The organism is Plantibacter sp. MMLR14_011, from assembly GCF_001865025.1.
Taxonomy (GTDB): Bacteria; Actinomycetota; Actinomycetes; order Actinomycetales; family Microbacteriaceae; genus Plantibacter; species Plantibacter flavus_A.
The window spans coordinates 369,599-383,204 of record NZ_MJGW01000017.1; the positions used below are offsets into that span (position 1 = coordinate 369,599).

The 13,606-nt window shown below is 67.6% G+C and carries 10 protein-coding genes; 4 read left to right on the top strand and 6 right to left on the bottom strand.

Features of this window, described 5'->3' with window-relative positions:
* The first annotated feature begins 1 nt into the window (after position 1).
* Genes BIU99_RS10150 through BIU99_RS10160 form a run of 3 tightly spaced genes read left to right on the top strand, consistent with a single transcriptional unit; the run spans position 2 to position 3,689 of the window.
* Positions 2-925 (top strand): ABC transporter permease, encoded by a 924-nt coding sequence (locus BIU99_RS10150; RefSeq protein ID WP_079002099.1) that lies wholly within the window; start codon positions 2-4, stop codon positions 923-925.
* Positions 918-3,023 (top strand): ABC transporter ATP-binding protein, encoded by a 2,106-nt coding sequence (locus tag BIU99_RS10155; RefSeq protein ID WP_071261043.1) that lies wholly within the window; start codon positions 918-920, stop codon positions 3,021-3,023. Before BIU99_RS10150 ends, BIU99_RS10155 begins: the two co-directional genes overlap by 8 nt.
* A 48-nt stretch (positions 3,024-3,071) precedes the next feature.
* The gene (locus BIU99_RS10160) at positions 3,072-3,689 is read left to right on the top strand and encodes a hypothetical protein (protein WP_071261044.1); all 618 of its coding nucleotides are present in this window, start codon (positions 3,072-3,074) and stop codon (positions 3,687-3,689) included.
* Positions 3,690-3,775: 86 nt separating this feature from the next.
* On the opposite strand, the gene BIU99_RS10165 is transcribed toward BIU99_RS10160, so the two are convergent.
* The 4 genes from BIU99_RS10165 to BIU99_RS10180 form a co-directional block, all read right to left on the bottom strand.
* On the bottom strand, positions 3,776-5,500 hold the full coding sequence (locus BIU99_RS10165) for an ABC transporter ATP-binding protein (RefSeq protein WP_064296416.1): 1,725 nt from the start codon (positions 5,498-5,500) through the stop codon (positions 3,776-3,778).
* 11 nt (positions 5,501-5,511) lie between these two features.
* Positions 5,512-6,480, bottom strand: a complete 969-nt coding sequence (locus BIU99_RS10170) for an ABC transporter permease (protein WP_064296417.1) — start codon at positions 6,478-6,480, stop codon at positions 5,512-5,514.
* The gene (locus BIU99_RS10175) at positions 6,470-7,399 is read right to left on the bottom strand and encodes an ABC transporter permease (protein ID WP_064296418.1); all 930 of its coding nucleotides are present in this window, start codon (positions 7,397-7,399) and stop codon (positions 6,470-6,472) included. Before BIU99_RS10175 ends, BIU99_RS10170 begins: the two co-directional genes overlap by 11 nt.
* A gap of 75 nt (positions 7,400-7,474) precedes the next feature.
* Complete coding sequence (locus tag BIU99_RS10180) at positions 7,475-9,085, bottom strand: ABC transporter substrate-binding protein (RefSeq protein WP_231884406.1); 1,611 nt, start codon at positions 9,083-9,085, stop codon at positions 7,475-7,477.
* 336 nt (positions 9,086-9,421) lie between these two features.
* Between BIU99_RS10180 and BIU99_RS10185 the strand changes: the two genes are divergently transcribed.
* Positions 9,422-10,234 (top strand): CPBP family intramembrane glutamic endopeptidase, encoded by an 813-nt coding sequence (locus BIU99_RS10185; RefSeq protein WP_071261046.1) that lies wholly within the window; start codon positions 9,422-9,424, stop codon positions 10,232-10,234.
* Between the two features lie 75 nt (positions 10,235-10,309).
* On the opposite strand, the gene gcvP is transcribed toward BIU99_RS10185, so the two are convergent.
* Together gcvP and gcvH are read right to left on the bottom strand one after the other, a co-directional pair.
* Positions 10,310-13,231 carry an aminomethyl-transferring glycine dehydrogenase gene (gcvP, locus tag BIU99_RS10190; RefSeq protein ID WP_071261047.1) on the bottom strand — a complete coding sequence of 974 codons (2,922 nt, stop codon included), beginning with the start codon at positions 13,229-13,231 and terminating at the stop codon, positions 10,310-10,312.
* On the bottom strand, positions 13,231-13,605 hold the full coding sequence (gene gcvH / locus BIU99_RS10195) for a glycine cleavage system protein GcvH (RefSeq protein ID WP_064296422.1): 375 nt from the start codon (positions 13,603-13,605) through the stop codon (positions 13,231-13,233). Before gcvH ends, gcvP begins: the two co-directional genes overlap by 1 nt.
* Position 13,606 lies beyond the last annotated feature (1 nt).

Consider the following 13,606-nt stretch of genomic DNA (forward strand, 5'->3'; position numbering starts at 1 on the left):
CATGGCACTGACCGACCCCTCGACCCTCACCGTCGGCGACCCGGAGAAGATGGCGGACGCCCCCAAGCGTCCGCAGTCCCGCGGGCGCACGATCCTGCGGAAGGTGCTCGCCACGAAGCGCGCCCGCATCGGTGGCGGCGTCCTCCTCTTCATCATCCTCTGGGCGTTCATCGGCCCGCTGCTCTCCCCCTGGTCGTTCACCGACCAGGACGGCCTCGCCTTCAGCCAGCCGCCCTCGCTCGACCACTGGTTCGGTACCAACAACATCGGCCAGGACGTGTACGCACAGACGCTCGTCGGGCTGCAGAAGTCCATCGTCATCGGCCTGATCGTCGGCCCGGGGGCGGCGATCATCGCCGGACTCGTCGGGGCCATCGCCGGCTACGTCGGCGGTGTCTGGGACAAGGCGATCGTGTGGCTCATCGACCTGCTCCTCGTCATCCCCGGCTTCTTCCTCCTCGTGCTCCTCAGCCCGGCGTTCAAGTCGCTCTCCTGGCTCGCCCTCGTCGTCTTCCTCGTCCTGTTCGGCTGGATGGTGCTCGCCCGCGTCATCCGCGGGCAGACGATGTCGCTCCGCGAACGCGAGTACGTCAAAGCGGCCCGGTTCATGGGCGTCCCCGGGTTCACGATCATCCGTCGGCACATCATCCCGAACGTCGCGAGCCTCCTCATCATCGACGCGACGCTCGGCATCGGCGCGGCGATCCTGTCGGAGACGACGCTGAGCTTCTTCGGCTTCGGCGTCCAGGCACCCGATGTCTCGCTCGGCACCCTGCTCGCCGCCGGTGCGAGTGCGGCCGTGACGCGGCCCTGGCTGTTCGTCTTCCCGGCAGCGATCCTCGTCATCACCGTGCTCGCCTCGAGCCTCCTCGGCGACGCCCTCCGCGACGCCATCGACCCGACCTCAGGAGCCAACCGTGACTGACCCCCAGGCGACAGCGCCGCTCCTCAAGGTCGACGACCTCACCGTCACCTTCCCCAACGCCGGCACGCCCGTGCACGCCGTCCGCGGTGTCTCCTACGAGGTGCGGCGAGGCGAGTTCCTCGGCATCGTCGGCGAGTCGGGCTCCGGCAAGAGCGTCTCCTCGATGGCCGTCATGGGGCTGCTCCCGACCAACGCGCAGGTGAGCGGCAGCATCCGCTACGACGGCGTCGAGCTGCTCGGCCAGTCCGACAAGGAACTGTCGAAGATCCGCGGGCGCGACATCGCCATGATCTTCCAGGACCCGCTCTCGGCCCTCACACCCGTCTACACGATCGGTCAGCAGATCGCCGAGGGGCTCCGCCTCCACGACTCCGCGCTCTCGCAGCGCGCCGCCGAGACCCGGGCCGTCGAACTACTGAAGATCGTCGGCATCCCGAACGCGGAGCGGCGTGCGAAGTCGTTCCCGCACGAGTTCTCCGGCGGCATGCGTCAGCGGGCCATGATCGCGATCGCCATCGCGAACGACCCGCAGCTGATCATCGCCGACGAGCCGACCACCGCGCTCGACGTCACCATCCAGGCGCAGATCCTCGAGGTGCTCCAGAAGGCGAAGGACATCACCGGCGCCGCCGTGGTGCTCATCACGCACGACCTCGGTGTCGTCGCCGGCAACGCCGACCGGGTCGCCGTGATGTATGCGGGCCGGATCGTCGAGACGGCACCCGTCGTCCCGTTGTTCCGCGAACCCCTCATGCCGTACACGATCGGTCTGCTGCGATCCATGCCGAACATGGCCGCGAACCAGCAGGAACGACTCGTCCCACTCGAGGGACGCCCACCGCTGCTGACGACCGTGCCGACCGGCTGTCCCTTCGCCCCGCGTTGCCCGATCGCCGTGGCCGCCTGCCTCGAGGGTGAACCGGCGCTGCTCCCCGTCCTCGACGGTCCCGTCGAGGACCCGACGACCTCGGTCGACCACACCGCGGCGTGCATCCGCGCCGGCGAGATCGCCGACGGATCGCTGCGCCGCCCGGAGATCTTCCCTCGGCCGGACGAGGTGCCGGAGGAGCTCGTCGCCGAGGTCGCCCAGGAGACCGTCCTCGACGTCCGCGACCTGACCCGCGCCTTCCCGCTCACGAAGGGCGTCGTGTTCCGTCGCAACATCGGCACCGTCCGCGCGGTCGACGGCGTCTCGTTCAGTGTGCAGCGCGGACGCACCCTCGGCCTCGTCGGGGAGTCCGGCTGCGGGAAGACGACGACGATCATGGAGATCCTCGAACTCGCCAGAACGCAGGGCGGCAGCATCCGCGTGAACGGGGTCGACACCGCGACGCTGTCGAAGCCCGACCGCCGGAAGCTGCGCAGCGACATCCAGGTGGTGTTCCAGGACCCGATGGCCTCGCTCGATCCGCGCATGACGATCGAGGACATCATCGGCGAACCGTTGACCGTCCACGGGGTCTCCCCCACCGAGATCCGCTCCCGCGTCGGTGCCATGCTCGAACTCGTCGGCCTGGAGCCGTCCTTCGCCGGCCGGTACCCGCACGAGTTCTCGGGTGGCCAGCGACAGCGCATCGGCATCGCCCGGGCGCTCGTCGTCGAACCGAAGATCCTCGTGCTCGACGAGCCGGTCTCCGCGCTCGACGTCTCCGTCCAAGCGGGCGTCATCAACCTGCTCGAAGACCTCAAGCAGCGACTCGGACTCTCGTACCTCTTCGTCGCCCACGACCTCGCCGTGGTCCGGCACATCGCCGACGACGTGGCGGTCATGTACCTCGGGCGCATCGTCGAGTACGGACCCAGTGCCACGATCTTCGACGACCCGAAGCACCCGTACACGCAGGCACTCCTCTCCGCGGTGCCGGTCCCGGACCCCGAGATCGAACGCAGCCGGCAGCGCATCCTCCTGAACGGCGACCTCCCCTCCCCCAGTGACGACCGGGTCGGCTGCAGTTTCCGGAGCCGGTGCCCACTGTTCCAGCTGCTGCCGGCCGACAAGCAGGCGGTCTGCGAACGCGACGATCCACGAGAGCGCCCGGTCGACGGACGGCTCGTGGCGTGCCACCACGCGGAGAGTGATCGGCTCGTCACCGCCTGATCGAGCAGCACGGCCCCCGCGGGTCGGCGGCCTGGAAGGATGGTGGATGTGAACGACGCGACGAACGCCGGCAATCGGACCACCCTGCGGAGCACGAGCGGCTTCTGGATCCTCGGGGTCACCGCCCTGCTCATGGTCTTCTTCATCATCGACGCCGTCAGCCGTGGAGCCTGGGGCTTCGCGGTCCAGGCGCTCCCGTGGGAGCTCCTCGTCGTGTGGCTGGTCTACCTCGTCCTCGTCCGTCCGTGCATCATCATCGAACCGTCGCAGCTGACCGTCGTGAACGTCGGGCGTCTCCACGACATCCCCTGGTCGCGCATGGAGGAGGCGACGAGCCGCTACCAGCTCACGGTGCTCCTGCGGGACGGGCGGAAGATCACCAGCTGGGGCGCACCGAGCGCCGGGCTCGACCGCCCGTCGATGATCGGCGGACGTGCCGGACGAAGCGGGGTCGACCATCAGGACCGCGCTGCGGGCGTCCGCCGACCCGGTCGTGCCGGCAACGAGGGTCCGACTGCCGTCGACCTCATCGACCGTGCCCACGAACGCTGGGGTCGGATCGACCCGAAGGACGACCGCCTCGCCACCTCGCGCTGGGACGTCGTCGCCCTGGGCGTCACGGCGGCACTCCTCGCCTGGGGCGTCGCCTCGGCGCTCCTCGGCTAGCGGCCGGCGGACGCCCCCCCCCTGAAACGCCGAAGGGCGGTGCCCCGGATCGCTCCGCGGCACCGCCCTTCGGCGTTCTGCGCGGGTTACAGTGCGAGCTCGATCCCGGCGCCGGGGATGGCGTCGAGGAGTTCGCGCGTGTACTGCTGCTTCGGGTTCTCGAAGACGTCGTCCGTGGTCGACGCCTCGACGATCTTCCCCTTCTGCATGACCGCGACGTTGTCGGCGATCACGCGCACGACCGCGAGGTCGTGGGTGATGAAGAGGTACGTCAGCTGCAGCTCCGACTGGAGGTCGGCGAGCAACTGCAGGATCTGCGCCTGGACGAGGACGTCGAGCGCGGACACCGCCTCGTCGAGGACGACGATCTCCGGCTTCAACGCGAGTGCACGGGCGATCGCGATGCGCTGACGCTGTCCACCGGAGAGCTCGTTCGGGTACCGGGTCGCGACGGCCTGCGGCAGCGAGACCTGGTCGAGGAGCTCCAGGACGCGAGCACGGCGGGAGGCCTTGTCGCCCACCTTGTGCGTGACGAGCGGTTCAGCGATCGTGTTGCCGATGTTCCGCAGCGGGTCGAGGGAACCGTAGGGGTCCTGGAAGACCGGCTGCATCTTGCGGCGCAGCGCGAGGAGGCCCTTGCGATCGAGCCCCTCCATCGCCTTGCCACCGATACGGATCTGGCCGGACGTCGGCGTCTCCAGCTGCAGGAGCAGCTTCGCCACGGTGGACTTCCCGGATCCGGACTCGCCGACGAGCGCCATGGTGGTGCCCCTCGGGATCTCGAACGAGACGCCGTCGACGGCCTTGAGCTCACGCTCAGCCGCCTTCTGTCCGCGGATGTTGTAGACCTTCTCGAGGTCCTTGACCACGATCGCGGCTTCCGCGTCCGGCTGGGCGGCCTGCGCTGCGGCACGGTGCTCGGCGGCGACGATGAGGTCGATGCCCTCCGAACCGACAGGAGCCTCATGGTCGAGGGTCTCGAGCGATCCGGTCGCCGACTGGATACGACGCGAAGCCAGGCTCGGTGCCGCTGCGACGAGCCGCTTCGTGTACGGGTGCACCGGGTTCTGCAGGATCTCGACCGACGGACCGGCCTCGACGATCTGCCCCTTGTACATGACGATGAGCTTCTCAGCGCGCTCGGCGGCGAGGCCGAGGTCGTGCGTGATGAAGAGCAGCGCCGTGCCGCTGTCGCGGGTCAGGCTCTCGAGGTGGTCGAGGATCTTCCGCTGGACCGTGACGTCGAGCGCCGAGGTGGGCTCGTCCGCGATGAGCAGCTTCGGACTCGACGACAGACCGATACCGATGAGCACGCGCTGACGCATACCGCCGGAGAACTGGTGCGGGAACTGCTTCAGGCGACGGTCGGCGTCGGAGAGACCGGCCTGCTGGAGCACCTCGATCGCCTTGGCGCGCACGGCCTTCTTGCCCTGGGCGATGCCGTTGGCACGGATGGCCTCCTCGACCTGGAAGCCGATGTTCCACACCGGGTTCAGGTTGGACATCGGGTCCTGGGGCACGAAACCGATCAGGCGTCCGCGGACGTCCTCGATCTCGTTGCGGGACAGCTTCGAGAGGTCGCGCCCCTCGAAGAGGATCTCGCCCCCGCTGATCTTGCCGGTACCGGGCAGGAGGTTGATGATCGCATGCGCGGTCGTCGACTTCCCGGATCCGGACTCACCGACGATCGCGACGGTCTCACCGGGCATCATGGTGAACCCGGTCTTGCGGATGGCCTGGACCGTCCCGCTCTGAGTGCGGAAGGTGACTTCGAGGTCCTTGACCTCGAGCAGCGGCTGCTGGGTGTTCATCTGGCTCGCGTTCAACGCAGGGCCCTCGCCTTCGGGTCGAGCGCGTCTCGCAGGACTTCGCCCATCATGATGAAGCTGAGCACGGTGAGCGACAGCGCGATCGACGGGTAGATCAGCACCTGCGGGGCCGTGCGGAGGTCACGCTGCGCCTGGCTGATGTCGTTGCCCCAGGACATGGTCTCGCTCCCGAGTCCCACGCCGAGGAAGGACAGCGTCGCCTCGGCGACGATCGCTGATGCCAGCGAGATCGTGATGACGACGATCACCGGTGGGATCGCGTTCGGCAGCACGTGGCGCAGGAGGATCTTGAAGCGGGAGACACCCAGCGCGATGGACGCTTGGACGTAGTCCGCGTTCTTGACCCTGAGCACCTCCGCTCGAAGCACTCGGGCGACGGATGGCCAGGCGAACAGACCGATCGCCAGGGAGATCGTCCACACGCTGCGGTACTTCGCGAGCACCGACATGACGACGACGGCCGCGAGGATGTACGGGATGGAGAAGAAGATGTCGCCGATGCGGGACAGCACCGAGTCGACCCAGCCACCGTAGAAGCCGGCGAACGCGCCGAACACGATGCCGAGCGTGGCCGTGATCAACGTCACGATGAGCCCGACGGACAGCGACGTGGAGGTCCCGTAGATGACCCGCGCGAAGATGTCGCAGCCCTGCTTCGTGAAGCCGAGGATGTGGCCGGCCTCAGGCCCGCCGTTGCTGTTCTCGAGGAAGCACTGGTTGTTCGGGGGCGTCTGCGTGAAGAGGAAGGGGAACAGGCCCACGACCACGACGAGCAGGATGAGGACGGACGAGATCCAGAACATGGGACGACGGCGCATGAACGCCCACGCGTCGGTCCAGAGGTTGCTGACCTTCTCATCGACCTTGACGGCGTCGATGACCGCGAGGGGGGTCTCTTCGAGCGGTGCGACGAAGTGATTCGGGGATCGCTTGATCGTCGGCTCCTGATCATTACTTGACATAGCGGATCCTTGGGTCGAGCACGGCGTAGAAGAGGTCGATGACGAGGTTGATGATGAGGTAGAACAACACCATCACCGTCACGAAGGACACCACGGTCGGGCCTTCTCCTCGGAGGATGGCCTGGTAGAGCGTGCGGCCGACACCGGGGACGTTGAAGATGCCCTCGGTCACCGTGGCGCCGACGATCAGCACACCGAAGTCCACCGCGAGGTAGGTCACGACCGGGATCAGGGAGTTGCGCAGGATGTGCACGGGGATGACCCGGCGACGGCTCAGGCCCTTCGAGTACGCCGTACGGACGAAGTCGAGCGACTGCGTCTCGATGACCGAGGACCGGGTCAACCGCACGATCTGCGCGAAGCTGATGGTGGCGAGGACCAGTGCGGGAAGTAAGAGGTCTTGTATCGGCGCGCCCGGGCCGACCGTCGGTCTGAACCACCCGAGCTGGATCCCGAACACGTACTGCGCGACGAACGCGATGACGAAGACGGGGAGCGAGATGAGGATCAGGCTCACGACGAGGAACGAGGCGTCGAAGATGCCGCCCTTGCGGATGCCGGAGATGAGACCGATGGTGATTCCGGCGACCATCTCGAAGAAGACGGCGATGACGGCGAGCCGCAGCGTGACCGGGAAGGCCTGCGCGAGGATCTCGCTGACCGGCTGCCCGGAGAAGGACGTTCCAAGGTCGCCGGTGAAGATACCGCCGAGGTACAGGAAGTACTGCACGATGAACGGCTTGTCGAGGTTGTACTCGGCGTTGAGTTGAGCGATCTGCGCGGCGCTCGGCGTCTTGTCGCCGAACAATGCGAGCACGGGATCACCGGGCAACGCGAAGACCATGAAATAGATGAGGAAGGTCGTGCCGAGCAGTACGGGGATAGCCTGCAGGACACGACGAAGAATGTAACCGCCCATGGTGTGGGACTCCTGAACTCGTGAAGCTGGGTGGGCCCGGAAGAACCGGACCCACCCAGCTATGCCGCTACAAGACTACTTGGTGATCTCGTAGTACAGCGGCACCGAGTTCCAACCGAACTCGACGTTCTGCACGCCTTCGCCGAAGCCGCCGCTTACGTTCTGGTACCAGAGCGGGATGGCCGGCAGGTCCTTGAAGAGGACCGCCTGAGCGTCCTGGAACTTCTTGTTCGCAGCGTCCAGGTCGGTCTCGGACGAACCCTCGGCGAGGAGCTTGTCGAACTCGGGGCTCGAGTAGTCACCGTCGTTCGAGGATGCACCGGTCGCGTAGAGCGGAGCGAGGAAGTTGTACAGACCCGGGTAGTCGGCCTGCCATCCGGAGCGGAACGCCGTCTCGATGGAGCGGTTGGTGATGCCGGCGCGGAAGTCACCGAAGACGGCGACCGGGACGCCCGAGGACTCGATGCCCAGGACGTTCTTGATGCCGTTGGTCACGGCGTCGACCCAGGCCTGGTGCGGCCCGTCGGCGTTGTACGCGATCTGGAAGGAGCCGTCCCACGGGGAGATGGCGTCGGCCTCGGCCCAGAGTTCCTTGGCCTTCTTCTCGTTGTACTTCAGGACGTCGTTACCCTCGATGTCCTTCGAGTAGCCGTCGATGACCGGCGAGGTGAAGTCGGTCGCCGGCGTGCGGGTGCCGTTGAAGATGACCTTGGTGATCTCTTCACGGTTGATCGCGTACGAGATCGCCTGACGACGCAGCTGGCCCTCTTCACCGCTGAAGTGCGGGAGTCGGGACGGGATCGTGAAGGACTGGAACACGGCGGCCGGCTGGTTGACCGCACGGTCGCCCAGGTCGTCCTGGTAGGTGGAGAGCGCGGAGTCCGGGATCTGGTCCAGGACGTCGAGGTTGCCGCTCAGCAGGTCGGCGTAGGCGCTGTCGAAGTCCTTGTAGAACGTGATGGTCAGGCCACCGTTCTTGGCTTCGCGGCCACCCTTGTACTCGTCGTTCTTGACGAGCTTGATCGACTCGTTGTGCTTCCACGCCTTGTCGCCGTCGACCTTGTACGGGCCGTTGCCGATCGGGTTCTGGCCGAACTCGTCCGTGACCTTGCCGGCCTCGTCGAACGCTGCAGCGGGCAGCGGGTAGAACGCGGAGTAGCCGAGGCGCAGCGGGAAGTCGGATGCAGGTGCGGACAGCTTCACCGTGAAGGTGGTGTCGTCGACGACGCTCAGGCCGGTGAGGGGCTGGCCGTCCTCGTTGTAGCCCTCGACGTCCGCGAAGAACGAGGCGTTCTTGCGGAGGTTGACGACGGCGTCCTGCCAAGCCATGACGAACGAGTCCGAAGTGACGGGGTCGCCGTTGGTGAACTTCTGATCAGCCTTGATCTTGATCGTGAACGTGGTCGAGTCGTCGGTGTCGATCGACTCGGCCAGGTCGTCGACCGGCTTGCCGTCGGCCGCGTAGTAGCGGAGGCCTGCGAAGACCTCGTCGATGATCTTTCCGCCACCGACCTCGTTGGTGTCGCTGGGGATGAGGCCCGACTCCGGCTCGGAGCCGTTGGTCGTGATGATGGATGATGCGCTGCTGGTGCTCTCGCTGCTGGAACCGCCACCGGAACATCCGGTGAGGACGAGAGCCCCGGCTGCGATGATGGCGGCGGCAGAGCCGAACCGACTGAACTTCACAGTTCCTCCTTGGGGAAAGGGCAAGCAAAACCAGCGCATCGTGTGCGCTGGATCGCTCTTTGAATACTCTGACGATAAGCAGAAGCAGGACGGCGAGCAAACTGGGACGCCAAACGTTACACAGCGGTAACCCAATCGACGGATTGTTGCTCACGGATGCTTTTTCGTGCACGGATCCCGCCTGCCACGCACGAGAACGGTCGTGATCGGAAAACTCGTGCGGTCGCATCCACCTTCTGGATACGAATCGTAAGCCGTTTTGCTCCCGTCATCAGCCGAGTGGACGCGCAGATGCTATGCGGTGCGCTCGGAGCCACCAGCCAGCAGAATGGACCGGTGAGCGAGCAGAACACCACCGAGCGGGGACTTCACCTCCCCGAGGGCGCCGGAGACAGCCGTCGGTGGTGGGAGATCGTCATCGTGCTCGCGCTGAGCCTCGGTGCGTCGGCGGTGTACTCGATCATCTCGCTCATCGCGAAGCTCACCGCGGGGCCGCCGCTCTCCGATCAATCTGCGGCGATCAACACCACGCAGGCCACCCGGGAGTGGCTCGACTTCAGCTACCAGTTCCTCGGGCTCTTCTTCCAGCTCGCGCCGGTCGCCCTCGTCATCTACCTGCTCTGGCAGCCCGGACGCACCGGCTTCGCGCGGATGGGACTCGACCTCCGCTCCCCCGGACGCGACCTCGGCCGCGGTCTGCTCCTCGTCGCCGCGATCGGTGTCCCCGGCATCGGTGTGTACGCGTTGGGACGCGCCCTCGGCGTCACGGTCGCGGTCTCGACGTTCCCCGACACCATGTACTGGTGGACGATCCCGATGCTCGTCTTCTCCGCACTCCGCGCCGGCCTCCAGGAGGAGGTCATCATCATCGGTTACCTGTACACCAGGCTCCGCGAGATCGGGTGGGGGTGGTGGACGATCATCCTGTCGACCGCCGTCCTCCGCGGGAGCTACCACCTGTACCAGGGCATCGGGCCGTTCTTCGGCAACGTCGCCATGGGGATCGCGTTCGGCTGGTGCTACAAGCGCTGGGGTCGGGTGATGCCGTTGGTCGTGGCACACACGGTCATCGACATCATCTCGTTCGCGGGCTTCCCGCTCGCCGTGGCCTGGTGGCCGGAGATCTTCGCGGCGACGCCGTCGCCCTGACGACCCCTTCGCCGATCTGTGGGCGAATGAGCACTCGCTCGCCCACGAATGGGCGAGGGAGTGCTCATGGACCGGCTAGGCGAAGGCCTCGGGCGGCGGGCAGGCGCACACGAGGTTGCGGTCGCCGTACGCCTGATCGATGCGACGCACCGGCGGCCAGTACTTCGTGCGCACGAGCGTGTGCACGGGGTAGACGGCGAGCTCGCGCGAATACGCGTGCGTCCACTCCCCCTCGATGACCGACTGGGCCGTGTGCGGCGCCCCGACGAGCGGGTTGTCGTCGGCAGGCCATTCGCCCGCCGCGACGGCGTCCGCTTCCGCCTTGATCGCGATCATCGCGTCGACGAAGCGGTCGACCTCCGTGAGGTCCTCGCTCTCGGTCGGCTCGACCATGAGCGTCCCCGCGACGGGGAACGACATCGTCGGCGCGTGGAAGCCGTAGTCGACGAGGCGCTTCGCCACGTCGTCGACGGAGATCCCGGTCGCCTCCTTGAGCGGACGGAGGTCGAGGATGCACTCGTGCGCCACGAGGTCGCTGTCGCCCGTGTACAGGACGGGATAGTGGTCGCGCAGTCGCGCAGCGATGTAGTTCGCCGCGAGCACCGCGGCCCCGGTCGCCTCGCGGAGCCCTTCCGAACCCATCATGCGGACGTACGCCCACGAGATCGGCAGGATGCTCGGGCTGCCGTAGGGAGCCGCCGAGATCGGACCGCCGGCGTGCACGACCGTCCCGCCGCCGAGCAGCGGGTGCTCGGCGCGCTGCGCCAGCGGGTGACCGGGCAGGAACGGCGCGAGGTGCGCCTTCGCCGCGACCGGCCCGACACCGGGGCCGCCACCGCCGTGCGGGATGCAGAACGTCTTGTGCAGGTTCAAGTGCGAGACGTCGCCGCCGAACTCCCCGAACCGCGCGTACCCGAGCAACGCGTTGAGGTTCGCACCGTCGACGTAGACCTGGCCGCCGGCGTCGTGCACGGCCTGGGTGATCGTCTTCACCTCGTGCTCGTACACGCCGTGGGTGGACGGGTAGGTGATCATGAGCGCGGCGAGGGACTCGGCGTTGGCCTCGATCTTCGCCCGGAGGTCGTCGAGGTCGACGTTGCCCTGCTCGTCGCACGCCACGACGACGACCCGCATGCCGGCGAGGACGGCCGAGGCCGCGTTCGTGCCGTGCGCGCTCGACGGGATGAGGCAGACCGTCCGCTGCTCGTCGCCGTTCGCGCGGTGGTAGCCGCGGATGGCGAGGAGACCGGCGAGCTCACCCTGGCTGCCGGCGTTCGGCTGGAGCGACACGGAGTCGTAACCGGTGACCTCGGCCAGCCAGGTCTCGAGCTGGTCGACGAGTTCGAGCGAGCCTGCGACATCCTCGCGCGGGGCGAACGGGTGCAGCCCGGCGAACTCGGGCCAGGTGACGGCCTCCATCTCGGTGGCGGCGTTGAGCTTCATCGTGCACGAACCGAGCGGGATCATCCCGCGGTCGAGCGCGTAGTCGCGGTCGGCCAGCTGCTTGAGGTACCGCATCATGGCGGTCTCCGAGTGGTGCGTGTTGAACACCGGGTGCGTGAGGTACTCGGTCTCGCGGGCGAGCGCGGCCGGGTACTCCGACACGGCGCTCGGTCCGAACGCCGAGGCGGACGACCCTTCGTCGAAGACGTATGCCGACGGCTCTCCGACGGTGGCGGTCCCAGCGGTCGTGAGCACCTCGACGAGCGTCGGGACGACGCTCTCGACCGCGCTCACCTCGTCGAAGCTCATCGAGACGGTCGTCTCGTCGACGGCCCACAGCAGGAGGCCGCGGTCGTGCGCGCCCGCCACCACCGCCGCGCTGTCGGCGACCCGCACCTGCAGGGTGTCGAAGTAGTGCTCCGTGAGCACCTCGACACCCGCCGACCCCAGCAGACGGGCTGCACTCGCGGTGGTCGCGTGCACCGACTGTGCGATCCGCTTGAGCCCGTCGGGCCCGTGGTACACGGCGTACATCGCGGCCATGACGGCCAAGAGGACCTGGGCCGTGCAGATGTTGCTCGTGGCCTTCTCGCGGCGGATGTGCTGCTCACGCGTCTGCAGCGTGAGCCGGTACGCGGGGTGACCCGCCGCGTCCTGGCTGACGCCGACGAGGCGACCGGGCATCTGGCGTTCGAGGCCCTTGCGGACCGCGAGGTACCCTGCATGCGGCCCGCCGAAGCCCATCGGCACACCGAAGCGCTGGCTCGTCCCGACCGCGATGTCCGCGCCGAGGGAACCGGGCGAGGAGATGAGCGTGAGGGCGAGGAGGTCGGCCGCGACGACCGACACGCCGCCGGCCGCCTTGACCGCCGCGAGGACCGCCGACGGGTCCCATACGAGCCCGGAGGCGCCGGGGTACTGCACGAAGACGCCGAACGCCGCCGGGAGGTCCTCGGCCGAGGTGGTCGACAACGGCAGTTCGACGAGGTCGATGCCGACCGCTTCGGCGCGACTCCGGAGGAGCGCCTTCGTCTGCGGGTACGCGTCGGCGTCGACGATGAACGTCGCGTCGGCGAGCTTCGAGGCCCGGCGCGCGAGGAGCATGCCTTCGACGACCGCGGTGCTCTCGTCGAGCATCGAGGCGTTGGCCGTGTCGAGACCGGTGAGGTCGGCGACCATCGTCTGGAAGTTGATGAGCGCCTCGAGGCGGCCCTGCGAGATCTCGGGCTGGTACGGCGTGTAGGCCGTGTACCAGGAGGGGTTCTCGAGCACGTTCCGCTTGATGACCGCCGGCGTGATCGTGTCGAAGTAGCCGAGACCGATGAGGCTCCGGTTCACCGCGTTGCGGCCGGCGAGCTCTCGGAGTTCGGCGAGCGCCGCCCGCTCGGTCGCGGCGTCGGGGATGCTCGACGAGGCGAGTTCGGCGGCAGTGATCGCGAACGGGACGGCCGCGGCGAGCAGGGCGTCGACGCTGTCGTATCCGACGGCGGCGAGCATCGTCGCCTGGGCTGCGGTGTCGGTTCCGATATGCCGTTCTGCGAAGCGGTCCGCCATCACTCGCCCACCAGCGCGGCGTAGTCGTCCCAGCTGAGGAGCGTGTCGGGCAGCGCGTCGTACCGGACGGAGACGAGCCAGCCGGCACCGAACGGGTCGCTGTTGACGAGCGACGGGTCGTCGACGACGGCGTCGTTGGCCTCGACGACCTCGCCGTCGAGCGGGGCGAAGAGCTCGCCGACGGACTTCGTGGACTCGATCTCGCCGACCACGGTGCTGGCCGAGAGCGCCGCGCCGACGGCGGGGAGGTCCACGAAGACGACGTCACCGAGCTTCTCGGCGGCGTAGTCGGTGATCCCGATGACGGCGAGATCGCCCTCGACGCGGATCCACTCGTGCTCGGCGGTGTACTTGAGGGTGGTCTTGTCGGCCATG